The sequence below is a fragment of the Streptomyces aculeolatus genome (assembly GCF_020400605.1).
Lineage (GTDB): Bacteria > Actinomycetota > Actinomycetes > Streptomycetales > Streptomycetaceae > Streptomyces > Streptomyces aculeolatus.
The window spans coordinates 250927-274272 of sequence record NZ_JAINRD010000002.1; the positions used below are offsets into that span (position 1 = coordinate 250927).

At 75.3% G+C, this 23346-nt stretch carries 19 protein-coding genes; 10 read left to right on the plus strand and 9 right to left on the minus strand.

Translation table 11 applies throughout. The features are described from left to right. Nucleotides 1-106: 106 nt before the first annotated feature. From LG396_RS05525 to LG396_RS05550, 6 genes are all read left to right on the plus strand, one after another. Nucleotides 107-1264 (plus strand): polyprenyl synthetase family protein, encoded by a 1158-nt coding sequence (locus LG396_RS05525; RefSeq protein WP_225793858.1) that lies wholly within the window; start codon nt 107-109, stop codon nt 1262-1264. A 210-nt stretch (nt 1265-1474) separates the two neighbouring features. After that, entirely contained in the window at nt 1475-3064 is a 1590-nt protein-coding gene (locus LG396_RS05530) for an AMP-binding protein (protein ID WP_018838040.1), read from the plus strand. Further along, nucleotides 3061-4350: an acyl-CoA dehydrogenase family protein gene (locus tag LG396_RS05535; RefSeq protein ID WP_225793859.1), complete on the plus strand. Its 1290-nt coding sequence runs from the start codon at nt 3061-3063 to the stop codon at nt 4348-4350. Before LG396_RS05530 ends, LG396_RS05535 begins: the two co-directional genes overlap by 4 nt. Nucleotides 4351-4372: 22 nt before the next feature. Further along, on the plus strand, nt 4373-5116 hold the full coding sequence (locus tag LG396_RS05540; protein WP_225793860.1) for an enoyl-CoA hydratase/isomerase family protein: 744 nt from the start codon (nt 4373-4375) through the stop codon (nt 5114-5116). Between the two features lie 40 nt (nt 5117-5156). Beyond that, on the plus strand, nt 5157-6092 hold the full coding sequence (locus tag LG396_RS05545) for a VOC family protein (protein WP_225793861.1): 936 nt from the start codon (nt 5157-5159) through the stop codon (nt 6090-6092). Beyond that, nucleotides 6092-7180 (plus strand): acyl-CoA dehydrogenase family protein, encoded by a 1089-nt coding sequence (locus LG396_RS05550; RefSeq protein WP_225793862.1) that lies wholly within the window; start codon nt 6092-6094, stop codon nt 7178-7180. Before LG396_RS05545 ends, LG396_RS05550 begins: the two co-directional genes overlap by 1 nt. Before the next feature lie 32 nt (nt 7181-7212). Here LG396_RS05550 and LG396_RS05555 read toward each other — a convergent pair whose 3' ends face one another. From LG396_RS05555 to LG396_RS05570, 4 genes are read right to left on the minus strand one after another with little or no spacing between them, the layout of a single operon-like run. Next, entirely contained in the window at nt 7213-10560 is a 3348-nt protein-coding gene (locus LG396_RS05555; protein ID WP_225793863.1) for an SAV_2336 N-terminal domain-related protein, read from the minus strand. A gap of 2 nt (nt 10561-10562) precedes the next feature. After that, nucleotides 10563-11513 (minus strand): AAA family ATPase, encoded by a 951-nt coding sequence (locus LG396_RS05560; protein ID WP_225793864.1) that lies wholly within the window; start codon nt 11511-11513, stop codon nt 10563-10565. Further along, nucleotides 11510-13654, minus strand: a complete 2145-nt coding sequence (locus tag LG396_RS05565; RefSeq protein WP_225793865.1) for a VMAP-C domain-containing protein — start codon at nt 13652-13654, stop codon at nt 11510-11512. Before LG396_RS05565 ends, LG396_RS05560 begins: the two co-directional genes overlap by 4 nt. Nucleotides 13655-13657: 3 nt before the next feature. Continuing rightward, nucleotides 13658-14056: a CU044_2847 family protein gene (locus tag LG396_RS05570; protein WP_018838047.1), complete on the minus strand. Its 399-nt coding sequence runs from the start codon at nt 14054-14056 to the stop codon at nt 13658-13660. Nucleotides 14057-14247: 191 nt separating this feature from the next. On the opposite strand from LG396_RS05570, the gene LG396_RS05575 reads away from it, so the two are divergent. The 4 genes from LG396_RS05575 (at nt 14248) to LG396_RS05590 (ending at nt 17546) form a co-directional block, all read left to right on the plus strand. Beyond that, nucleotides 14248-14607, plus strand: coding sequence for a UBP-type zinc finger domain-containing protein (locus LG396_RS05575; RefSeq protein WP_018838048.1), 360 nt, complete (start codon nt 14248-14250; stop codon nt 14605-14607). A gap of 16 nt (nt 14608-14623) precedes the next feature. Beyond that, the gene (locus LG396_RS05580; RefSeq protein ID WP_100301126.1) at nt 14624-15556 is read left to right on the plus strand and encodes a DUF5996 family protein; all 933 of its coding nucleotides are present in this window, start codon (nt 14624-14626) and stop codon (nt 15554-15556) included. 12 nt (nt 15557-15568) lie between these two features. Next, nucleotides 15569-16048, plus strand: a complete 480-nt coding sequence (locus tag LG396_RS05585; RefSeq protein WP_027740822.1) for a VOC family protein — start codon at nt 15569-15571, stop codon at nt 16046-16048. A gap of 142 nt (nt 16049-16190) precedes the next feature. Then, nucleotides 16191-17546 carry a type I glutamate--ammonia ligase gene (locus LG396_RS05590; protein ID WP_225793866.1) on the plus strand — a complete coding sequence of 452 codons (1356 nt, stop codon included), beginning with the start codon at nt 16191-16193 and terminating at the stop codon, nt 17544-17546. 27 nt (nt 17547-17573) lie between these two features. On the opposite strand, the gene LG396_RS05595 is transcribed toward LG396_RS05590, so the two are convergent. The 5 genes from LG396_RS05595 to LG396_RS05615 all read right to left on the minus strand — a co-directional run bounded on the left by LG396_RS05595 (nt 17574) and on the right by LG396_RS05615 (nt 23311). Further along, nucleotides 17574-18458 (minus strand): GntR family transcriptional regulator, encoded by an 885-nt coding sequence (locus tag LG396_RS05595; protein WP_225793867.1) that lies wholly within the window; start codon nt 18456-18458, stop codon nt 17574-17576. 10 nt (nt 18459-18468) lie between these two features. Beyond that, complete coding sequence (gene pdxA / locus LG396_RS05600; RefSeq protein WP_225793868.1) at nt 18469-19548, minus strand: 4-hydroxythreonine-4-phosphate dehydrogenase PdxA; 1080 nt, start codon at nt 19546-19548, stop codon at nt 18469-18471. After that, nucleotides 19545-20807 carry a four-carbon acid sugar kinase family protein gene (locus tag LG396_RS05605; protein ID WP_225793869.1) on the minus strand — a complete coding sequence of 421 codons (1263 nt, stop codon included), beginning with the start codon at nt 20805-20807 and terminating at the stop codon, nt 19545-19547. Before LG396_RS05605 ends, pdxA begins: the two co-directional genes overlap by 4 nt. Further along, nucleotides 20804-21883 carry a 2-keto-3-deoxygluconate permease gene (locus LG396_RS05610; protein ID WP_225793870.1) on the minus strand — a complete coding sequence of 360 codons (1080 nt, stop codon included), beginning with the start codon at nt 21881-21883 and terminating at the stop codon, nt 20804-20806. Before LG396_RS05610 ends, LG396_RS05605 begins: the two co-directional genes overlap by 4 nt. Nucleotides 21884-22102: 219 nt before the next feature. Further along, nucleotides 22103-23311 carry a Kelch repeat-containing protein gene (locus LG396_RS05615; RefSeq protein ID WP_225793871.1) on the minus strand — a complete coding sequence of 403 codons (1209 nt, stop codon included), beginning with the start codon at nt 23309-23311 and terminating at the stop codon, nt 22103-22105. Nucleotides 23312-23346 lie beyond the last annotated feature (35 nt).

Consider the following 23346-nt stretch of genomic DNA (forward strand, 5'->3'; position numbering starts at 1 on the left):
CCGATCCGAGCGGGTCGGCCCCTGCCGGCATGAGCGGTCGGCGTGGGGTGACCCCGCGTGCCGCCGCCCGCGATGCCGTCCCGGCCCTCGACTCCTGGAGCCCCGGTTGTCCCACCTGCCCTCCGGCCCCCGCCACCGTGACGACCGGGGTGTCCGGACCACACCGAGCCCGGCCGCCCGCATCCGGGCGGCCTTCCCGTACGCGGAGCAGTACCTCGACGGGCTCGTCGACCGCTTCTACGGGGGCCGGCACCCGATGCTCGAAGCCTCGCTGCGGACGCTCGTCGCCCGGGGCCGGCGCGATCCGCAGGAGTTCGCCCTGCCCCTGCTCGTCCACGCGGCGGTCCGGGGCGGCACCGGCCCCGCCGTGCCCGTCGCCGCGGTGCACGCCCTGTGGTGGCGGGCGGCCAACGCGCTCGACGACGCGGTCGACGGAAACGGAGACGGAGACCGCGGCGAGCGGGCGTACGGGATGGCCGGGAGCGCCGCCCTGACCGCCGCCCTGGAGTGCGGGTACGGACTGCCGCTGCGCGTGCTCGCCACCCTGCCCGTGCCCGAGTCCCTGCGCCGCGCCCTGACCGCCGACTACCTCGACGGCTGGAGCGCCGCCTGCGACGGCCAGCTCGGCGACCTCCTCAACGAGCCGGACGCGGTGGGGCCCGACGAGGTGCGCGAGGTGTACCGGAAGAAGAGCGGCGCGGTCTACGCCATGGCCTGCCTGCTGGCCGCCCGGCTGGCGCACGGCGCCGCGGCGGCCGTACCCGGTCCGCGGGCGGACGAGGTCGCGGCGTGGGGCGAGTTCGGCGAGGTCCTCGGGATCCTGGCGCAGCTCCGCAACGACCACGAGGACCTGCACGGCGGCGCCGGGGAGGATCTGCGGAACGGGACCGCCACCTACCGCCTCGCGCAGTTGCTGCACCGGACGGACCGGGCCGCGGGGGAGCGGGCCCGGCTGCTGCTCGGCCGGGCCGCCGACTCCGAGCCCCACCACCGCGAGCTGACGGAGCTGCTCGGCTCCCCGGAAGTGCTGCGCCCCTGCAACCGCCTCCTGGCCGAACTGCGCCACCGCGCACACGCCCTGCTGGACGTCCTCGCTCCCGCCTCCCCCTACACCGCCCTGCTGCGGGCCCGGGTCGACGCCGAAGCCCGGCCGCTCGACCCGGACGGGGAGCGGCAACCGCGTCCCGGCACACCGCCGGTGGCGGACCCCAGGGGCCCGCTCGACAGCCGCGGCCTCCCGCCCCGGTCGGGCGCGCGCGCCTGAATCCGGCGGGCGGCGGGGTCGCGGACCGCCGCAACACGGCGCTGTGCAGCGCGCGTTGGCCGCCGGGCGCTCCGGGCGCCGGCCGGCCGCGCCCCAGCGCCCTTGCGAGCGGCATTCTTTCGTGGTCCGATGATTGACGACCTTGGTGGTCAAAAACACTTCGACTGTCGCAACCGAATCAGCGCCGCCCAAAGCGAAGCAGAGGTTCGAATGCGCAACGAAACGTTGCAGAGCCTCGTCCTCGGCGACCTACTCCGAGAGCGGGCCGAAACCCATCGGACAGAGACCTTCCTCAAGTTCCACGAGGGCGAGGTCACTTACGGCGAGGTCGACTCGATGGCCGACCGCGTGGGCCACGGGCTGGCCACCGCGGGCATCGGCCGCGGCGACCACGTCGGCGTGATGCTCCCCAACTGTGCCGACTTCATCCATGTGATCTTCGCGCTGGCCCGCCTCGGGGCCGTCGCCGTGCCGATCAACGTCAGCTACCGCGGTGAGCTGCTCCGGCACGTCCTGCACACCTCGGACGCCTCGGCGCTGATCGTCGACGCGCCGTACGCCGACAGGCTGCCCGCGGTGGCCCCGCGGCTGCCGGAGCTCAGCCGGCTCATCGTCCGTACCGGGGGCGCGTCCGACGTGTCGCTGCACCGGCTCGGCAAGCCCGCCGCGACGCTGTCCAGTCTGCTGCCCGGGGAGGTGGAGGCGCCGCGCGTCGACGTGGGCTTCGGCGACCTCCAGGCGATCATGTACACATCGGGCACCACCGGCCCCTCCAAGGGCGCGATGGTCCCGCACGCCCTGGCGCTGACGTGCGCGCTGGACTCGCTCGACTTCCTCGACCGGTGGGGCAAGACGACGTACTGCCCGCTGCCGCTGTTCCACGCCGCCGGGCTCTGGGACGGCGTGCTGTCGGCGCTCCTCGCCGGCGGTGCCATCGCCATCGTCGAGCGCTTCAGCGCCTCGCGGTTCTGGGACGACGTGCGCAGGTTCGACGCGCAGGTCGCGATGAGCGTCTTCTCGATGATCCCCATCCTGCTCAACCAGCCGCGCACCGAGCGCGACATGGATCACCCGCTGCAGACCTTCTACATGGGCAAGTCGAGTCTCGACGAACCCCTGCTGGAACGTTTCGGCGTCCGTTCGGTGGAGACGTACACCAGCACGGAGGTCGGGATAGCCACCGCCAGCCCGTACGGCGAGTGGCGGCTCGGCTCGTGCGGGCAGGCCCACGAGGAGCGGTTCGAGGTGGCGGTCGTCGACGAGTGGGACCGCGAGGTCGGCACGGACGAGCCGGGTGAGCTGGTCGTACGGCCCAGGCAGCCGTTCGTGATCACGACCGGGTACTACGGCGCCCCTGGCGCCACCGCCGACTGCTTCCGCAACATGTGGTTCCACACCGGCGACCGCGTGTGGCGCGACGCCGACGGCTACTTCTACTTCCTCGACCGGATGAAGGACGCCATCCGGCGCCGCGGCGAGAACATCTCGGCCTTCGACCTGGAGTGCGAGGTCAACCTGCACCCCGCGGTTCTGGAGTCGGCGGCCACCGGCGTGCCCTCCGAGCTGGAGGACGAGGACGTCAAGCTGTGGGTCGTGCTGCGGCCGGGAGCGTCGCTGGAGCCCGCCGAGCTGGTGGCGTTCTGCACCGAGCGGCTGCCCCGCTCGATGGTCCCGCGCTACGTCGAGTTCATCGACGCCCTGCCGCGTACGCCCACCGACAAGGTCGCCAAGTACCGGTTGCGGGCCGAGGGCGACCACGGCCTGACCTCCGCCACCTGGGACCGGGAGGCGCAGTCGTGAACTGGGCGGACACCCCCGAGCAGGCGGCCTTCCGGGAAGAGGTGCGCGCCTTCGTGCGCGACCGCTTCCCGCGCGCCTACGCGCCCGACCCGGAGGCCGAGCAGAGCCTTGAACCCGAGGACGTCTGGGGCTACAACTGGCCCGTCGACCGGCTCTCCGCGGACCCGGCGCGCCGCGACGGGGCCCGCGCGTGGGCCGCGGCCCTCGCCGAGCGCGGCTGGATAGCGCCGCACTGGCCGGCCGAGTACGGCGGGGCGGGGCTGTCCGTCCTGGAGGAGTTCATCCTCCAGGAGGAGATGATGCGCGCCCGCGTACCCACCGTGAACGGCATCGGCGCCTTCCTGCTGGGCCCCACGCTCCTGGAGCACGGCACCGACACGCAGCGCGCCGCCCACCTGCCGCCGATCGCCCGCGGCGAGGTGACCTGGGCGCAGGGCTTCTCCGAGCCGGGTGCCGGCTCCGACCTCGCCTCGCTGCGCACCCGCGCGGTCCGGGAGGATGGGGGTACCTCCCGCTCGAGCGAAGCCGAGAGTGGGGGAGAGGACACCGGCACGTACATCGTCGACGGGCAGAAGGTGTGGACCTCGCTCGGGCAGTACGCCGACTGGCTGTTCGTGCTCGTCCGCACCGACCCCGAGGCGTCGCCGCCGCACCGCGGCATCACGTTCCTGCTCGTGGACGCCACCGCTCCCGGCGTGACCATCCGCCCGATCACCGACCTCCGCGGGGCGGCGCCGTTCTGCGAGATCTTCTTCGAGGGCGTACGGGTGCCGGCCGCCAACCGGGTCGGCGAGGAGAACCGCGGCTGGTACGTCGCGATGACCGCGCTGAGCTTCGAACGGGCCGGCATCGGCGCCACGGTCAAGTACGAGCAGGCGCTCTCGGAACTCGTCGGCTACCTCCGCTCGGCGGAGGGGAGCGGGTTCCTCAGGGACGACACGAGGGCCGCGCTGCGCCAGGAGATCGCCCGCCGCCACACCGAGATCCGGGTGCAGTACAACCTCGCCCGGTACACGGTGTCCCGGCAGGCGGCCGGCGGGGTGCCCGGCTACGAGGCGTCGGTCAACCAGCTCTTCGGCGCCGAGCTGCACCAGCGCCTGGCCCGTACGGGCGCCTCGGCCTTCGGCCGGTCCGCCCAGCTCTGGCAGCGCCGCGACGCCCCGCTCGGCGGCGTCTTCACCCACATGTCCCGCGACTCCGTCGCCACCACCTTCCTCGGCGGCGCGGCGGAGATCCAGCGCGACGTCATCGCCACCCGGGGACTGAAACTGCCGCGCAGCCGCTGACGACCAAGGAGGAGTTCTCCCCATGTACGAAACCCTCGACCTCAAGATCGAGGAGCGGGTCGCCTGGCTCACCCTGAACCGGCCCGAGAAGCTCAACGCCCTCACCCCGACGACCATGCGCGAACTCCGCCGGTTCTTCGCCGAGGTGGACGACGACGAGGACGTCTGCGTCGTGGTGCTGCGCGGCGCCGGCGAGCGCGCGTTCTGCGCGGGCATGGACCTCGGCTGGTCGGAGCAGCTCACCAAGCAGGAGCGGGTGGAGCAGGGCAGGCTCGGCGAGAAGACGTTCGCGATGATGGAGCGGCTGTCCGTACCGGTCGTCGCGGCCGTGCACGGCTACGCCGTCGGCGGCGGCCTGGAGCTGGCGCTGGCCGCCGACTTCATCGTCGCCTCCGACAACGCGAAGATGGGCCTGGTCGAGATCACGCTGTCCGCCCGCCCGCCGTACCGGCCGAAGATGACCGAGGACGGCGACCCCGACCAGCCGGAGTTCGGCGGGTCCGCGCCCGGCTGGGGCGGCGTCAAGCGGCTCCCGCGCCGGGTGGGCAAGGCGATGGCCAAGGAACTGCTGTTCACCGGCGTCCGGCTCGACGCCGCCCGGGCGCAGCGGATCGGGCTGGTCAACGACGTCTATCCGGCGGACGAGTTCGACAAGCGGGTGGGCGAGCTGGCCGAGCGGATCGCGGCGATGAACCGGTACAACCTGCGCCTGGTGAAGGAACTGGTGACCAACGAGTACGACTGGATCGAGCCGCACCCCAGCTGAGCTGCGCCCGGGCGGTACGGAAGCCAACGGAGGAGGATCTGTGCGGATTTACCGGATCGACCACATCGGCCAGGTCGCACCGGAACTGGAGCCGCAGGTGGCGCTCCTGGAGGGCCTGTTCGGGTTCCGGCGCACCCGCAGTTGGGACAACCCCGCCGAGGGCTGCCGCGGCGTCCGGCTGGCGCTGCCCGGGAACCCGGGGCACACCTGGGAGGTGCTGGCGCCGGCCGGGGAGCGGTCCGCCGTCGGGGAGTTCCTCGACGCGCAGGGCGGCCGCCCCGGACTGCACCACGTCGCCGCCGAGGTCCCCGACCTCGGTGCCGTACGCGCCGAACTGGAGGCCCTCGGCGTCAAACCGGCGGCCGGCGGGGCCGGGGACTGGCTGGAGGCGTCGCTGTCGCCGCCCGAGCGCGGGCCCGGCGTGCTGTTCCGGCTGCGCGGCCCCGGCGGTCTCGCCCTGTGCGGCGACGGGCCGGCCGTGCCGACGGCCGCCGCGCCCCCGGACGCGCCCTCGCTCGGCGTCACCGCCCTGGACCACGTGTGCCAGGCGTACCCCGACCGCGACGAGCTGGCCCGGTGGTACGAGCGGCTCGCCGGCTTCGTGCAGGTCTGGCGGACGCCCGAGGACGAGCACCCGGACATGGCGGACCTCGTGCTGAACATCCCCGGATCGACGATCTGCTGGGAGGTCATCATGCCGCGCGGCGAGGACTCGTTCATCGAGCGGTTCTGGGACCGCAACGGCGCCGCCGCGCACCATGTGACGTTCGAGGTCGCCGACTGGGACCGGGCGCTGGCTGCGTGCGCGCACCACGAGGTGCCGACGTTCGGCGAGAACGAGGGCAGCACCGACGGCGCCGCCTGGCGCGACACGTTCATCCACCCCAAGCACACCGGAGGCGTGCTCGTGCAGCTCTTCTGGGAGGAACGGCCCGGCGTGTGGGTGCGCTCCGACAAGATCCCGCCGGTGGACTGATGGACCTGACGCTCACCGAGGACCAGGAGCTGATCAGGAGCACCGCCAGGGGGCTCCTGGAGTCGCGGAGCGCGAGCGCCGGGGCCCGGGCGGTGGCGGACGAGCCCGCCGGCTACTCCGCCGCGCTCTGGAAGGAGATGACCGGGCTGGGCTGGACCGGCCTGGCGCTGCCCGAGGCCCACGGCGGCCTCGGCGCCGGCTTCCTCGAACTCTGCCTGGTCGTGGAGGAGATGGGGCGCTTCCAGGTGCCGAGCCCGTTCCTGTCCACGGTGGTGTGCTGCGGGCTGCCGCTGGCCCGGTTCGGCACCGGCGCGCAGCAGGCGCGGTGGCTCGGGGCGATCGCCCGCGGCCGGGTCATGAGCGCCGTGCCGGGCGACTGGGACGGCACGGGCGGCGGGATCACCGCGGTCGAGCGGGACGGGGCGTACGTGCTGGACGGCACAGCGCCGTTCGTGCCGTACGCGAATGCCGCGGAGGACCTGCTCGTCGTACCCGGCGACGGGCCGGCGCTGCTGGTCGACACCGCCTCGCCCGGCGTCGTGCGCGAGCCGCTCGACACCATCGGCGCCGACCGGCCGCACCGGGTCCGCTTCGACGGGGTCAGCGTGCCCCGCGACCGCGCGCTGACCGCGGGACGCCCCGTCGCCGAGGCGATCGACGCGTACGGCGCCACCGCCACCTGCGCCGCGATGGTCGGCGCGGCGCAGCGGGTCCTCGACATGACGGTCGCGTACGCCGCGGAGCGCGAGCAGTTCGGCCGGCCGATCGGCGGCTTCCAGGCGGTCCAGCACCACTGCGCCGACATGGCCGTGGACGTGCTGAGTTCGCGCTTCATGGCGTACGAGGCGGGCTGGCGGCTGGCGGAGGGGCTGGACGCCGCGGCGGAGGTGTCGATGGCCAAGGCGTGGGTGAGCGAGGCGTGCCGGCGGGTCTGCGACACGGGCCACCAGGTGCACGGCGCGATCGGCTTCACGCACGAGCACGACCTGCACCTCTTCTCCGGCCAGATGGCGGCCTGGGCGCTGTCCTTCGGCGACGCCGACCACCACTGGGACCGCCTGGCGGGCGGACTGGGCCTGCCGACCTGACGGCACCTGCCCGCCCCCCCGTTCGTCCGGGCTCAGCCGCCCTTCGCCGGGCCGGCGGGTCCCACGAGCAGTTCGGCCAGGGTCAGGAACGCGTCCGTCGTCGCCACCCGGAGCCGGCTCAGGTCGGCGTCGGCGGTGCGCAGCGCGCCGTCGAACGGGACCTGGACCACCCGGTCGCGGCCCATGCCCAGCCGCTGCGCGACGGTGGCGGTGACGTCGCGGCTGGACGGCTGCTCGATCTGGGTGGCGACGACGATCACGTCGCGCACCAGGTCCCCGTGGCCGCCCTCGCGCAGCGCGTCCAGGGAGCGGGCGGCGGCGTCGATGAACCAGTCGGCCGTACCGCAGCACAGGACGAGCCGGTCGGTCCGGTTCAGGACGAAGTCCGCGGCCCGGTCCAGGCGCAGCAGGCTCCAGTCGGTGAGCACGAAGGGGTAGTGGGGCGCGGTGTGCGCCAGGACCTGGTCGTACTCGTACGCGTGGGAGGAGTTCGGCGCGAGGTAGCCCTCGCGGTGGGCGACCACTTCGAGCCCCGAGTCCAACTGCGCGGTCAGCGCCCGGATCCGCGGGTAGGGCGGGTCGGCCGGGAGCACGGCCAGGTCGCGCGGGCGGGCCCCGCCGCGGCCGGCGGTGAAGTGGTGCAGCGAGCCGTCGGTGGCCGCCCCGTCGAGCGCCAGGACCGGTTCGCCCCGCGCCGCGGCGAGCAGCGAGCCGACGGCGACGGTCGTCGTGGCCCGGCCGCTGTAGTGGTAGGCGCCGACCAGGGTGACGCGCCTGCTCCTGGCCAGCGGCACCCGCAGCCGTTCGAGCCGCTCCTGCATCGCCCGGCGGCCCGCCCCGAAGCGGGGCAGCCGCGGCCCCAGCCGCTCCGGTACGGGATCCCGGGCGGGCGGCGGCGCCAGGGGCACGGGGGCCGGTGCGGGCGGGAGGGCCGGCGCCGGCGCGACGCCGTGGGCGAGCCGGGCCTCCGCGACGTACCGGGCGAGGAGTTCGGCGACCTCGCTCGCGGCGGGGCGCACCGCCGGATCGGGGTCGAGGCAGCGCAGCACGAGCAGCCGCAGGCTCTCCCAGGTGCCGCCCGACCAGAGGTGCATCCCCTCGGGCATGCCCGGCAGGTCCACCCCGCCCTTGCTGCTGATCATCTGGAGCAGCTCCCCGAGGGCGCGGATGTTGTCCGCGCGGGTCGGGGCCGGGCCCGCCTGAAGGTACTCGCCGTCCACGACGCAGTCGGACAGGTCGCCGAGGACCACGTCGCGCCGCAGCACGAAGATGTGGTCGGCGTTGAGGTCGGCGAGGACCAACCCGTTGGCGTGGCAGTGGGCGAGGGCACTCGCCAGGTACCAGGACACGAGCAGGCCGCGGAGGATGTCGAACGGGGCGACCTCCCCGGCCACGGCCTGCGCGAAGATCTCCCCGAGCCGCAGCGGCTGGGTGCCGTCCGCGGCGTCGTCCGAGACGGCAGTCATCGCGAGCCAGGGCGGGGAGTCGTCGAGCCCGGTGGCGAGGAGCCGGGGCGCGTACTGCCCCTGCATCCGCGCGAGCACCTCGGCCTCCACCTCGATCAGACGGGCGTGCGCGGCCGGCTGGTCCGGGCGGGGGACGCGGAGGACGGCGGGGGCACCGCCGGGGCCGGCGGCCCGGTACACCAGGGTGCGGCGGCCGCGGCGGCGGCCGAGGAGCCGGTACTCGCCGATCTGCCGGGGATCGGCGTCCGTGAGCGGCCCCCAGTCGGTGGCCTCGGTGTCGTCGTACGCCACGGGTTCCGTACGGCGCAGCGGCTCGCCGCCGACCGACACCCCGAGCCTGCTGAGCAGCCGCCGCTCGACGCTGGTGAACGGCTGGTGCGAGGCGGGCAGGTCGGCGAAGCCGTCCGGGTGGGTGAGCCAGGCGGGAAACTCCGGTGAGCTGCCCGCGAGTTGTTCCAGCCGGCGGCCGATGCGGCGGCTCGTCCGCAGCAGTTCGGCCTGGGGGACCGCGTCGAGGAGCACCGTCTTCGACTCGTCGGAGAAGTCGAAGACGCGGTGCTTCGCCGGCAGCGGTCCCGGCACCGGCGAGGGGTGCGGCTGCATCAGCCCGCCGAGGAACACCTCGGCCAGGTGGGAGGTGGTCGCCGGCCAGGGCACGGCGGTCTGCACCAGCCGCATCACCGGAACCGACAGCGGGGCCACCGCGGCGAGATGGGCGGCGAGGCGGTACGCCTCGGGGGTGGCCGCGTCCCGGAAGTGCTGGGCGCTGCTGACGCTCCGGGCGGCGACGACCGGCTGGTGCCGGCTCGGCAGGGTGAGCAGCGGCAGCTCCGCGGTGGTGCCGGGGGACGCGAGCAGGTGCGCCCACCTGCGCAGGGAGCCGGCGGTCGGCTCCAGCACGGGGACCGCCAGCCCGTCGAAGTCGAAGAGCCCCTGCGGCAGCACCGGGTCGGAGACCTGCCAGGAGGTGTTGGCGCCGCCGATCCGGCGGGTGGTGACCTGCCAGCGTTCTGCGGCGATCCCGGAGGACTCCCAGATGTCGGCCGGCAGGGTGTGCAGCACCGCGACCGGCCCGCGCGCCGCCTGGCGCGCGAGCAGCCCGTGCATGGCGCCGGAACGCCAGGAGACGCCCATGCCGTCGCTGACGACGAGGACGAGGCTCCGGCCCGACGGGTCGTTCACGCTGCTCAGCGGCAGCTGCGTGCTGCCGCGCTGGAACGGCCGGGCGTGCAGGGCGGGTTGGCGCGCGCGGGTGTCGAGGCCGAGGACGCGGGTGGTCGCGAACGCGCCGAGCCGTTCCAGCAGCGTGCGCAACTCGGCCCCGAGGCGGTGCCACAGCAGCATCGACAGGCAGTCGTCGACCAGCAGGATCAGGTTCAGCCAGCGCTCGCGCACCGGGCGCTCCACGACGTCGGCGAGGCCGGTCTCGGCGAGTTCCTCGGCCGTCCGCTCCTCGTCGACCTCGTAGCGGTGCCTGCTGTCCTGCCGGCGCCTGAGCGGCCGCAGCGCGCGGCCCAGGGCCAGTTCGTCGGCGAGCGCCTTGTGCTCGGGCGCCCGTACGGGCATGGCCTTGCGCGGCTCCTCGCGCGGCCCGGCCTGCCGGGGTTCCGCGGTGGCCGCGGCGGCCTGGCGCGCCGCCGCGTACAGCGCCGGGACGGTCAGGTCCGGCAGGCCCGGGTCGTCCGGCTCCGGCACGGGGCGATCAGCGGCGGCGGGGTCCGGTCCCGGCTCGGGCGCGGGCTCCGCGGTCGGCCCGTCGGCCGCGGCCTGATCCCGGTGGAGCGGCGCGTCGGCGTCCGCGGGCAGGCGGGGCGCCAGCCACAGCACGTCGAGCACCTGGTCCGCGTCGAGGTCGCAGCCGCCGGCCGTGAGCACCCGCAGCGCCTCGGCGAGCCGCTCCCCACCGCCCGGCACGGCTACATCGCCCCGGTCAGCTGGTGCAGCACCGCGTCCAGCAGGCCGTCCGCGTCGAGGTCGACGCCGCCGACGCGCAGGAAGACGGCGTTGAGCAGCTGGTCGGTGGCCAGTTCGCCCGGTGCGCGGCGCCGCAGGAAGGTCTCGATCAGGTCGTCCGCCTCGGCGAGCGCCGCCTCGCCCAGGTGGGCGGCGACGATGGCGCGCAGCCGCTCCTCGTCGGGCACGGGCAGGTCGAGGCGGACGCAGCGGCGCAGGAACGCGGGCGGGAAGTCGCGCTCCCCGTTGCTGGTGATGACAACCACCGGGAACTCGACGCACTGGACGCGCCCCTGATTGATCACCACCGAGCCCCGGTGGTCGTAGGTCTGCACCTCGACCTCGGCCAGGTGCTCCGGGAGCCTGGTCAGCTCCGGGATGCCGAAGTGGCCCTCCTCGAACACGGTCAGCAGGTCGTTGGGCAGGTCGACGTCCCCCTTGTCCATCTCGTCGACGAGCAGCGCCCGCGGGGTCGCCGACGGCACGAGCGCGGTGCCCAGCGGGCCGAGCCGGATGAACGTGCCGATGGACGGCTCGCTCTCGCCGCGGTCCCGGCTCAGCGTCGTCTCGCGCAGCCGGCCGATCGCGTCGTACTGGTAGAGGGCGTCCTTCACGGTCGAGCGGCTGTTGACCGGCCAGCGCAGCAGCTCGCCGAGGCGCAGTTCGTGCGCGACGGCCCGCGCCAGCGACGACTTCCCCGTGCCGGCCGGGCCCGTCACCAGCAGCGGACGGCGCAGGTGGAGCGCCGCGTTGACGACGTCGGAGTGCCGCTGCTCGATCAGGTACGGCAGTTCGGCCCGCTCCGTACGGGACGGGGTGAAACGGCGCCACGGCGGCGCCTGCGGGAGGGTGACGGCCCGGGGGACGCCGTCCCCCCGGAACAGGCGCCAATCGGCCTCGGAGGCAGCTGTCATGAGTTCTCCTGGGGCTCTGTGAGGTGCAGCCGGGGCACGGTGTGGTCGGCGTCGGCCCAGGCCAGCACCGGCCGGCCGGGAAACTCCGGGGGGCGTGCCTTGGCGTTCGCACGGTAGTCGCGCACGCCGTCGGGCAGTTCGCGGGTGGCGACTTCGGACATGTGCTTCGTCACGTGTGACGCTCCGTCCCGGCCCCGGTCCCACACGACCACGGGGATGCCCAGGACCAGGCACGTCTGCACGATGCCGTCCCGCTGCCCGGGGGGCAGGTCGACGCAGACGCGTACGGTGTCCAGCTTGTTGACCAGCAGCGAGTAGATCACGTCCGGGTCCGTGGGCTCCGAGACGACGAACGTCTTGCCCGAGTCCAGCCGGCTCCACCTGCTGCGCCAGTGCGCCGTGAAGCGGCCGTGCCGGCGCAGGAGTTCGGGGCAGTGCACGACGAGCGGGAACTCCACCCCGAGCGCACCCGGCAGGATCTCGCCCGGGTCGCGGGCCTCCCACTCGTCCACGGGCAGGTTGAGCCCGGCCCGGTCCACGAGCACCTCCACCAGCGGCGGCCGTTCGTCCGCCACCGCGGGGCTGAGCGTGTCCAGGACGCGCAGCACCTCGCGCGCCGCCTCCGACGCCGAGTACGCCGCGACCCCGGACGCCGACACCTGCCGGGGCCCGTCCCCTTCGTCGCACCACAGGCGGAGCCTGTGCCGGCCCCGCTCCGCGCGCGTCACCTGCACCAGGACGCGCACCCGCGCCGAGCGGTCGCGCAGCGAGCGCAGCCACGCCTCGGCGTCCGACCGGCGTTCGCCCAGCGCCCCCCGGGGGATGCCCAGCCGCTGGGCGACCGCGTCCGCCCACAGCCGCAGTTGGGCCCTCCTGGGGACGGTGCACAGCACGCCGAGGTACTCCATGACGCGCAGCAGCGCGGGGACCCGGCGCTCCCCGCCGTCCGAGTGGCCGTCGCCGGGGAACGCCTCCAGCCGGTCCAGCAGCGCGTCCACCGTGTCGCCGCCGGGCAGCGACGCCAGATGGGGGAGGGCGGCGCGCATCGCCTCGGGGAGCCGGGCGACCACCGCCGCGTCCATGCCGCGCAGGCTCCTGCGCATCTCGGCGTACTCCTGCGGGGACAGCAGCCTGGGCGTACGGGACAGGCTCCCCGCCGCGAGCACCTGGTCGGCGGCGTCGGGGCTGTCCCGCCGCAGCATTCCGGCCAGGGCGGCGAGCGCCCGCGGATGCGTCAGGGCGAAGGCGGCGAAGTCCTCGGGCGAGGGCGGGGTGATGTCGCTGCCGTATCCGACGCCGCAGATCTGCGCCAGCCGCCGGCCGGCCTCGGTGCGGGAGCTGGGCGAGGGCAGGGTGTTCGCCACGACGTTCGTCAGCAGCAGGAACGCCGGGTCGTCGAGCCCGGGGGCGTCCTCCGGCACGGCGTCCAGCACCCCGAGGGGCCGCAGTTCCTCCTCGATCCGCTGCCAGGGTATGGACCAGCTGCGCCGGATGAGGTGCTGCGGGCTGTGCGGCAGCGGCAGGTCGGTCGCGAGGTCCCGGGGCGGCATGAAGTGCGCGACGACCAGGCCCACGACGGCCTCCCGGTGCCGGCACCACAGCGGGCCGCCGCTGTAGCCGGCGCCGACGGCCATGCCGGTCGGCTCGCCGTCGAGGTACCCCCGGGAGCCGTGCAGCGCGGCGACGGTCAGGCGGGCGACGGTGGCGGCCCGGCCGCCGCCGTGCCAGGCGCTGACCTCCTGCCCCACGGCCATCGCCGCTCTGCCGGGTGCGGCGGGCAGGCCGCCCGCGGGGCCGTCGACGCGCAGCAGGGCGAGGTCCCCGAGCCACTCGTCGTCGCCGGCGGGTACGGGGCCGCCGTCGCGGGTGCGCGGCGGTATCCAGTGCGCCACCCGGGCGGTGAACTGCTGCGTGCGCGTCGCGCCGTGGACCCGGACGGCCAGCTCCGCGGATCGCGGCGGGCGGGATTCGAGCATGGGCCGCCCGAGCGCGGCGTTGACGACGTGCGCGCAGGTCAGCACGGTGTCGTCAGCGAAGACGAAGCCCGCGCCCGCCGGTTTCTCGGCCTCGGCCCGCAGCACGGCCACGACGTGCAGGGCCGGGTCGTCCGCCGGGTCCCAGGCGGAGCCGAACCATCCCACCCGTCACTCCCCTTGCGGCGCGGGACCGGCCCCGGCGCCGTCCGGGCGCCAGCACGCGGTGACCGTGAGGTGGGCCTGTGCGGTGCCGCCCACGATGCCTAGCCGGAGGTCTTCGCCGACCTGGACGCCCAGGGTCACGGTGATCTCGGAGGGCGGCCGCGGAGCCGCGGTGACGGCGTCGTGCACGCCCTGCAGCAGGGGCGCCAGCGGCTTCAGCGTGGTCCGCAGCGCCCCCGCGGACAGTCCCGCGACGGCCCGGCCGACGGCGCCCACCGGAACGGCCCGCCCCATCCCGTCGGGCGTGTCGTCCGGTGCCGGGGGCGCCGCGGCGCCTCCGGCGGGGGAGAGCAGGAACCGGACGGGGGTCCCGTCGTCGAGGTCGAGGTCAGACGATGTGTTCACGGTACGTATTCTCCAGGGCAACCCGCCCTGTGCGAAGGGAACTTCGGCCAACCCATCGGCATGCCGGCGCTCGCGCGCACCGGCGGCCGGTGCCGCCGCTCCGCCCCGTCCCGGCGCCTCGCCCCGCCCCTGCGCCACTCGAACGGCCCCGCCGGCAGGCCCGCCCCCGCCTTTCCGCCCAGCATGGGGGCATGGATGCCGAGCGGACACCCGGAATCGACCCCACCGCCGCCCCCAGCGGGGAGGGCTGCGCCGACTGCCTGGCCAGTGAGGCGCCGGGGTGGTGGTTCCACCTGCGGCGCTGCGCCGCGTGCGGGCGTATCGGCTGCTGCGACTCCTCGCCGTCGCAGCACGCGAGCAGGCACGCGCGCGAGAGCGGCCACCCGGTGCTGACCAGCTTCGAGCCCGGGGAGGACTGGTTCTGGAACGCGGAGACGCAGGAGTTCCTCGACGGGCCCGCCATGAGCCCGCCGACCGCGCACCCCGACGCCCAGCCGGTGCCGGGCCCGGCGGGCAAGGTCCCGCCGGACTGGCAGCAGCACCTCAACTGAGAGCCTGGAGCCGTTGATGACGAGTGTGCTTCCCGCCGCCGACCCCTGGCCGGCCCTGCGCGTGCAGGACTGGGCGGACACCCGCGAGACGCTGCACATGTGGACCCAGATCGTCGGCAAGGTCCGGCTGGCGCTGGCGCCCATGGTCAACCACTGGTGGCAGGTGCCGCTCTACGTCTCCGCCCGCGGCCTGACGACGTCCGCGATCCCGGGCCGGCGCACCTTCGACATGGAGTTCGACTTCGTCGACCACCGGCTGGTGCTGCGCACCACCACCGGCGCCGTGGAGTCGGTCGCGCTGGAGGCCAAGCCGGTCGCAGACTTCTACCGCGAGACGATGGACGCCCTGCACCGGGCCGGGATCGACGTCACCATCCTGGCCCGCCCGGTCGAGGTGGAGGAGTCGATCCCGTTCGCGGAGGACCGCACCCACACCTCGTACGACCCAGGGCAGGCGCAGGCCTTCTGGGGCCAGTTGGTGCAGGCCGCACGCGTCCTGGCCGAGTTCCGCTCGCGCTTCGTCGGCAAGGTCAGCCCCGTGCACTTCTTCTGGGGCGGCATGGACCTGGCCGTCACACGCTTCTCCGGGCGCACCGCGCCCGAGCACGCCGGCGGCGCCCCCAACTGCGCGGACTGGGTGATGACCGAGGGCTACTCCCACGAGCTGAGCAGCGCCGGCTTCTGGCCGGGCGGCGACGGCGAGGGCATGTTCTACGCGTACGCCTACCCGGAGCCGCCGGGCTTCGCCGACCACCCCGTACCGGTCGGCGGCTACTCCCGCGAGTGGAGCCAGTTCCTCCTGCCGTACGAGACGGTGCGCACCGCCGCGGACCCGGATGCCCTGCTGCTGGACTTCCTCCAGGCCACGTACGAGGCGGCCGCCGTGAACGGCGACTGGGACCGCGCCGCCCTGGAGGACGACCCCGCCCGCCGAGCCGCCCCGCGCTGAGAAGAGACGCCCATGCCAGAACAGCAGCCGGCCATCGACCTGGAGAACCTGCCCGCTCCCGACACCGGGATGCTCGTGACCCTCTTCCTCACCGTCCGGCACGTCGCGCGCTCCCGGGCCTTCTACAGCGAGGTCCTGGGCGGACAGGTCGTCCTGGAGGAGAACCCCTGCATGGTCAAGCTCGCCAACTCCTGGGTGATCATGAATCCGGGCGGCGGCCCGACCCCCGACAAGCCGGATATCTCGGTGGTGGACTACGAGCCCGGCGACACCGTCTCCAGCTTCATGAACCTCCGCGTCGCCGACATCGACGCCGTCTACCGGGAGTGGAGCGCCAAGGGGGCCCGGTTCGTCACCCCGCCGATCGACCGCGGGGCGGAGAAGCGCTGCTACCTGCGCGACCCCGACGGCTACCTGATCGAGGTGGGCCAGGCCACCGGCCTGCTCGAAGGCAGGCTCGCGGAGAAGCGCCCCGAAGACCTCCCCGGCTGAACGGGGCGGCCCCGCTGCCCGGTTGACGGACCGGTTGACGGACCGGCGGGGACCGATCGCCCGGACGCGGCAATCGGGTGATGGCCGCCGCCCCTGTGGAGTGGCGGGGGGATCGCCGCTCCGACCGGCCGATCATGACGGCATGACTGTGCACACGGCTGACGAAGTGGCGTGGGTGGACCAGGCGATGGCCGGCCTGTCCGAGGCGGGGGTGCGGCTCATCGCACTGAGCTGGGTCGACAACGCGGGCATCGCCCGGGTCAAGGCCGTACCGCTCGGCCGCCTGCCGAAGCTCGCCGCCCACGGCGTCGGGATGTCCCCGGTGTTCGACACCTTCCTCGTGGACGACTCGATCGCCCGCGCCGACGGCTACGGCGGCCCCGTCGGCGACCTGCTCCTGCTGCCCGACCTGAACCGGCTCACCCGGCTCGCCGCCCAGCCCGGCTGGGCCTGGGCGCCGGCGGACCGCTACGACCAGGGCGGCGAGCCGTACCCGGGGTGCCACCGCGCGTTCGTCAACCGCATGGTGCAGGCGGCGGCCGGCCTGGGGCTGAGCCTGCGGATGGGGTTCGAGACGGAGTGGAGCCTCGGCCCCGGCGGCCCGGGCGACGGCCCCGCGTACGGGCTGTCCCGGCTGGCGGACTCCGGGGCGTACCTCCTCGACGTCGTCGACGCGCTCACCGCGCAGGGGGTGGAGGTCCTCCAGATCCACCCGGAGTACGAGCCGGGCCAGTTCGAGGTCTCCACCGCCGCCGAGGACCCGCTGGGCGCCGCCGACACCGCCGTCCTGGTCCGGCACACGGTACGCGCCGTCTCGCACGCCCACGGGCTGCGGGCCTCCTTCGCCCCGCTGCCCGGGCCCGAGGGCATCGGCAACGGCGGGCACGTGCACCTGAGCCTGTGGCGCGGCGGGAGGAACCTGCTGCACGGCGGTACGGGGCCGCGCGGCATGACGCCGGAGGGCGAGGCGTTCCTCGCCGGCCTGCTGCGGTCGCTGCCCGCCCTGGCGGCCGTCGGCTGCCCTTCCCCCGCGAGCTATCTGCGGCTGGCGCCGTCCAGTTGGTCCGGCGCCTACCGCTGCTGGGGCTGGGAGAACCGGGAGGCGGCGCTGCGCTTCGTCACCGGGCCGGCGAGCGAGGCGTCCCACCGCGCGAACGCCGAGCTGAAGTGCTTCGACCAGGCGGCCAACCCGTACCTCCTGGTGGGCGCGGCCATCGCCGCCGGGCTGGCGGGGTACGAGGACGCGCTGCGCCTGCCGGAGGAGTTCGCGGACGACCCGGGGCACGCGGACCCCGCCGAGCTGGAGCGGCGCGGCATCGAGCGGCTGCCGACCGGTCTGACGGCCGCGGTCGGGCACCTCAGGGAGTCGGGGGTGCTGCGCAAGGCGATGGGGGACCACCTCTTCGACGCGCTGCTCGCGGTGCGCGAGGCGGAGGACCGGCTCTTCGCCGACCGCTCCCGCGACGAGACCGTCGAAGCCACCCGCCGGCGGTACTGACCGCGGCGCGGGGGGCGTTCTGGGCGTTCAGCCGAGCAGGCGCCGCAGCTCCTCGGCGAGTTCGCGGGCCCGGGCGAGGTCGGCGGGTGCCGGCGCCGGTGGCTGCGCCGGGGCGCCGGAGGGCCGCGGGGCCGGCTCCCCGGGCTCCGCGGGGGCGGCGCCGAGCGCGCTCAGCCGTACGGTCTCCGTGGTCTCGGAGACGTCGATGTCGAAGACCACGCGGTCCGCGCGGTGCCACGTGGTGAACCACTCCAGCGCGTGCCCGTGCTGGTCGGTGGTCTCGCCTTCGAGCATCAGCAGCGGCCCGCCCGGCTCGGTGCGCAGGGCCTCGGCGAGCATGTCGTCGGCGGCCACCGCGCGGACCTGCCGGCGGCCGCTGACCGGCCGCAGCCCGTAGTTCCGGGTGAGCAGCCGGTGCAGCGAGGCGTCGGTCAGGTCCTCGGCGCGCAGCCCCGGCACCTTCGCGGCGGGCAGCCAGGTGCGTACGTACGCCAGCGGGTCGCCGCCGACGAGGCGGAGGCGCTCCAGGCGCAGCGCGTCCGCCGTGTGCAGGAACGCCTGCGCGCGCGGCGGCGGGGTGCCGGGGCCCAGCGAGCGGACGACGGTGCGCAACTCCTGCCCGGCGACGGCGAACTGGTCGGACAGGCCGGTCGCCCGCTGCACCAGCCGCCGGTACTCGGCCGGCGACGCCACCACCGTCGGCCGGCCCTGGCGGCGGATGACCAGGCCGTCGGCGGCGAGCCCGGCCACCGCCTGGCGCACGACGCTGCGCCCCACGCCGAACGAGGCGCACAGCTCGGCCTCGCTCGGCAGCGGCGCACCCGGCGGCAGGTCGTGGCCCAGGATCTGCTGGCGCAGGGACTGGGCGACCTGCTGGTGCAGCGGCCGCGGGTCACTTCTGTCGACTGCCATCGCCGGGAGTCTACGAGGCCGTGTCCGGCCGCTCCACGGCGGCCGCCGCGGCCGGCTCGCCCGCCTGCGCGGTCCGCCACACCTGGCCCCAGCCCGGCGCCAGTTCGGCGGCCCGCCGGGCGGCCAGCACGAGGCTCGCCTCCCGCGCGACGCCCTTGCCCGCGATGTCGAACGCGGTGCCGTGGTCGACGGAGACCCGGACGACGGGCAGGCCGACGGTGATGTTCACGCCGTCGTCGCCGTACACGGCCTTGAACGGGGCGTGCCCCTGGTCGTGGTAGCAGACGACGACGAACTTCCACGCGCCCCTGACCGCTGCGGGGATGAGCGCGTCGGCGGGCAGCGGGCCGACCGCGTTGACGCCCGCGGCCTTCGCCCGCTCCACGGCGGGCGCCAGCACGTCGGCGTCCTCGTCCCCGAAGAGGCGGTTCTCGCCCGCGTGCGGGTTGAGGCCCGCGACGCCCACGGGCTCCTCGGGCCGGCCCAGCGCCCGGGCGAAAGAACCCACGAGGCGCAGGACGTTGTCGGTACGCGCGGGGGTGACCCCGGCGATGGCGTCGGTGAGGGACACGTGGGTGGTGAGGTGGAAGAAGTACAGCTCGCCCGCGGAGAGCACCAGGCTGAAGTTCTCGACGCCGAACTCGTGCGCCAGCAGCTCGGTGTGCCCGGGCCAGAAGTGGCCCCCGGCGTGCATGGCGGCCTTGTTCAGCGGCGCGGTGACGATGCCGTCGACGAGCCCTTCGCGGGCCAGCGCGCAGGCCCGCATGACGAAGCGGGCGGAGCCGTCGCCGGCGGCCGGGCTCAACTCGCCGTAGGGCACCGCGGCCAGGGACGGCCCGTCCTGCACCAGGTCGATGGTCCCGGGCTCGTTCCGGGCGTCGCGGGGCGAGTCGACGACGCGTACCGCGGCGGGGTCCTCGCCGATCAGCTCGACGGCGCGGCGGACGGCGTCGGCGTCGCCGACCACCACCGGCCGGCAGACGCGGCGCAGGTCGTCGTGGTGCAGCAGGGTACGGGCCGTGATCTCCGGTCCGATTCCGGCCACGTCGCCCAGGGTGAGGGCGAGCGTGGGCACCTGCGGGTCGTTCACCGGTGGCTCCTCTCCGTTCGTACCGCTTCCGCGGCCTTGATCAGTACGTCCGGGCTGCCGAAGCCCCCGGCCTTGGTGGCGACGGGCAGCCCGGCCGCCGTGCCGCCGACGACGACGCCGAGCGGTACGCCCGGCTCGACGGTGCCGTACAGCCTGATGCCGGTCCCGCCGAGGCGTTCCAGCACCGCGCGGGCGCCGTCGCCGCCGGTGGCGACGAGGCCGGCGGCGGCGCCCGCGGCCAGCGCGTGTGCGGCGGCGTCCGAGAGGCGGCGGGCCACGAGCCCGGGGTCGACGGCCGTGGCGCCCCGGTCGGGGGTGCTCAGCAGCAGTGTGCCGGGGCGGCCGGCCGCCGCCTTCCCCACCCGGTCGAGGAACCCGGCCCACGCGTCGGCGTCGGTGAGGTCCCGCGCGGTGGGCCGGAGGTGCTCGGCGCCGTGGGCGGCCAGGGCCGCGGCCTGCGCGCGGGACGCGTCGTGCAGGCTCGTCACCACCACGAGGGCGGTGCCCGCGGCGTCCCCGTCCGGCGCCGGGCCCGGGCGGCCGGCCGGCGCGTGGGCCTCCCGCGGTCGCCACCGGGCGGCGAGCGGGCCCGCGAGCCCGGCGGAGCCGACGGCGAGCGCCTGCTCGCCGAGGTCCGCGACAGTACGGGCGATCCGGTCCAGGTCCTCGTCCCCCGCGGCGTCGAGCACGACGGTCCGGCTGTCCGCCGCGCGCACCGCCGCCGCCCAGGACGCGGGCGTGCCCTGCGGGTCGAGGCGTACGAGCGGCGCGTCGAGCAGCGTCGGCAGATGGCTGACCGCTACGGGCGTGACCGGGTCCCGGCCCACCGCGGTCTCGGCGACCGGGCGGCCGTCGACCAGCAGGACGCCGTCCACGACGGTGCGGCCCACGGCCGGGAAGGCGGGGCACACGAGCGCGACGGTGCCGGGAGCGAGGGCGTCCAGCATGGCGTCGGTCTCGGCGCGGACCGGGCCGCGCAGCGTCGAGTCCACCTTCTTGAAGAGGTGCGTCACGCCGCCGCGCAGCAGCCGGGCCGTCGCGTCGCGCACCAGGTCCGCGGCCTCGGCGTCCGGCCGGGCCCGGGAGTCGGTGGTGACCGCCACCACCCGGACGCCGCCGTCGTCCCCGCCGCCGCCCCCGTCCCCGGGCCGGTCGCCGCCCAGCCGCAGCAGGGTGGGCCAGCCGGCCTCGGCGAACCGCACGGCGGTGTCGCCGGCGCCGGTGAGGTCGTCGGCGACGATCGCCACCTCGTACGTCATGCCCGCTGCTCCTGCCCGGGGCGGTCGGGGACGCCGCCCGCGGAGCCGTGCCCGCCGGCCGAGTCCTCCGGCCCGTCCGCGCCGTCACCCCCGCTCGGTACGCCGCCCTGCCGCAGGGCTCCCGCCCGCTTCAGCGCGTACGCCGCGAGCAGTGGTGCGACGATCGCGGTGACCAGGGCGGACGCGGCCACCTGCGCCGTGGCGGTGCCGACGTACTCCTCGAAGCGGGGGTCGGCGGCGGCGACGACGGCGGGGGTGGCGATGGCGTTGCCCGCGGTGGTGCCGGCGGCGAAGCCCATGCCGGACATGGAGCCGCGGCGCAGCATGTACCGGTAGCCGACGTAGACCAGAAAGCCCGTGAACGGGGCGATGACCAGGCCGAGGAGCAGACCGGTCACGCCGCCGGTGACGATGTCGCCGAGGTCGATGCCGGTGCCCAGGGAGAACGCGAAGAACGGGATGACGATGTTCGGCACCGGCTCGACGACCTTGCGCCACTGGGCGTCGACGTTGCCGACCAGCACGCCCAGCAGGAACGGGACGATGGCGCCGAGCAGGGCGAGGAACGGGATGTCGCCGAGCCCGGAGGCGCCGAGGAAGAGCAGCGTCAGGAAGGGCCCGTCGTTGATGGCGCTGGCGACGTAGGCGCCGCGGTCCCGCTCGTCGCCGTACTGCCCGGAGAAGGCGAGCCACAGGCCGCCGTTGCTGTTGTCCATCGAGGCGAGCAGGGCGAGCAGCGAGACGCCGAGGAGGCCGTCGAGGCCGACGGCGAGCCCGAGCAGCACCACCAGCGTGGCCGGGATCAGGCTCTTCATCAGCAGCACGGTGCCCGCGTGGGCGAGGATCGGGCCGCCGGTGCGCAGGGAGACCTGGGTACCCGTCGCGAAGATCAGCAGGGCGATGAGGGGCAGCGCGCTGTCCTGGAACAGCGCGGTCGTGAAGCTGCCGATCCCCAGGGCTCCCGGCGCGAAGGTGCCGAAGATCGCGCCGAGGATCAGCGGGATCAGCATCAGTCCGCCAGGTATGCGCTGCATGGTGGCGAACAGGGGGACCCTGGACTTCTCTGGACCGCTCACGCCAACCTCCTCGTCGGCATCAGTCACGGCGCGGGCGCCGAACTTGTACGTATCTGTTGTACGTACAAGATGCCACACGGAGCCGGGAAGGGGAAGCCTCGACGTGCGGGGCCTGCCGGAGACGGAAAGACCGGCCCCCGCCGAGGCGGGGGCCGGTGGGTTCCGGAAGGCGGTGGCAGCGCCGCCCGCGGGCCGGGCGGGACGGCGGAGTGCCTCCGGTCAGATCCAGAACACCTCCGTGGCGGCGGTCAGTTCGTCCGCTCCCGGTACGGGCAGGGCGCGGCCGGAGCGGACCGTGCCGCCGGCGGCGAGCACCGAGCCGTCGGGCAGCGGCGTGGCGGTGCAGAGGTACCGGTGCGCGGCCATGCCCCCGGTGGCAGCCCAGCTGCGGGTGAGGGGGTCGTACAGGGCAGCGGTCGCGTAGCCGGTGGTGAGCGTGGCGCTGTCGGCGCCGCCGAGCACCAGCACCCGGCCGGACGGCAGGGCCACGGCGCGGTGGCAGGTGCGGCCGTCCGGCATGTTCTCGCCCGGGGTCCAGGCGCCGGTCGCCGGGTCGTACCGCTCGGTGCGCCACTGGCTGAACGGCACGAAGCCGCGTTCGAAGCGGATGCCCGGGCCGTCGCCGCCCGTGACCAGCACCGTGCCGTCGGCCAGCAGGGTCGCCTGGTGGCCGGCGCGCGCGGCTGCCAGGCTGCCGGTACGCGTCCAGGCGTCGGCGGCCGGGTCGTACAGCTCGCAGAACCCCTGCCCGACGCCCCTGCCGCTGCCGGTGCTCCGCCGGCCGCCGGCGGCGAGCACCCGGCCGTCCTGCAGCGCCACTTGGGGGTGGCCGAGCCGGGAGTCCGCCATCGGGGCGGCCGGGGACCACTCGCCGGTGGCCGGGTCGAAGAGTTCGGCGGAGAACAGGCTGCGCCCGGGTGCCCGCGGCGCGCGGTCGCCCTCGCCGCCGGTGACCAGGACCCGCCCGTCGGGCAGCAGCGTGGCCGCGTGCAGCGAGCGGGCCGTGGCCATCCCGCCGGCCGTGGCGGTCCACTCGCCGGTGGCGGGGTCGTAGCGCTCGGCCGAGGCCAGCCGCCCGGCCGCGGGCGGCCGGCCCGTGCCGATCCCCCCGGCGACCAGGACCGTGCCGTCCGCCAGCACGGTGGTGCTGTGGCTGTGCCGGGCGGTGCCCAGGGCTCCGGTGGCGGCCCACGTGGCGGCCACCGGGTCGTAGCGCAGCGCCTCCGCCGTGGGCACGTCGCCCGCGAGGGCGCCGCCGGCGACCAGCGCCCCGCCGTCCGCCAGCGGCACCGCGCCCTCCGAAGGGCCGAACCACCGGCGCGGCGAGGGGAGTTCGCCCGCGGGGAACCACGTCCCCGGCGGTGGGACCGCGGCCGCGGCCGGCACCGCCGGGTGCAGGCCCGCGGTGAGGTTCGTGCGTCGTGTCATCGCTCCGGCTCCGTCTCCTGCCCGTCCGCTACCTG

Coding starts and splice junctions, on each gene's coding strand:
- LG396_RS05575 (WP_018838048.1), top strand. CDS start 14,248: ATGGATGCCGAGCGGACACCCGGAATCGACCCCACCGCCGCCCCCAGC.
- LG396_RS05580 (WP_100301126.1), top strand. CDS start 14,624: ATGACGAGTGTGCTTCCCGCCGCCGACCCCTGGCCGGCCCTGCGCGTG.
- LG396_RS05595 (WP_225793867.1), bottom strand. CDS start 18,458: ATGGCAGTCGACAGAAGTGACCCGCGGCCGCTGCACCAGCAGGTCGCC.
- LG396_RS05605 (WP_225793869.1), bottom strand. CDS start 20,807: ATGACGTACGAGGTGGCGATCGTCGCCGACGACCTCACCGGCGCCGGC.
- LG396_RS05530 (WP_018838040.1), top strand. CDS start 1,475: ATGCGCAACGAAACGTTGCAGAGCCTCGTCCTCGGCGACCTACTCCGA.
- LG396_RS05550 (WP_225793862.1), top strand. CDS start 6,092: ATGGACCTGACGCTCACCGAGGACCAGGAGCTGATCAGGAGCACCGCC.
- LG396_RS05585 (WP_027740822.1), top strand. CDS start 15,569: ATGCCAGAACAGCAGCCGGCCATCGACCTGGAGAACCTGCCCGCTCCC.
- LG396_RS05560 (WP_225793864.1), bottom strand. CDS start 11,513: ATGACAGCTGCCTCCGAGGCCGATTGGCGCCTGTTCCGGGGGGACGGC.
- LG396_RS05615 (WP_225793871.1), bottom strand. CDS start 23,311: ATGACACGACGCACGAACCTCACCGCGGGCCTGCACCCGGCGGTGCCG.
- LG396_RS05590 (WP_225793866.1), top strand. CDS start 16,191: ATGACTGTGCACACGGCTGACGAAGTGGCGTGGGTGGACCAGGCGATG.
- LG396_RS05540 (WP_225793860.1), top strand. CDS start 4,373: ATGTACGAAACCCTCGACCTCAAGATCGAGGAGCGGGTCGCCTGGCTC.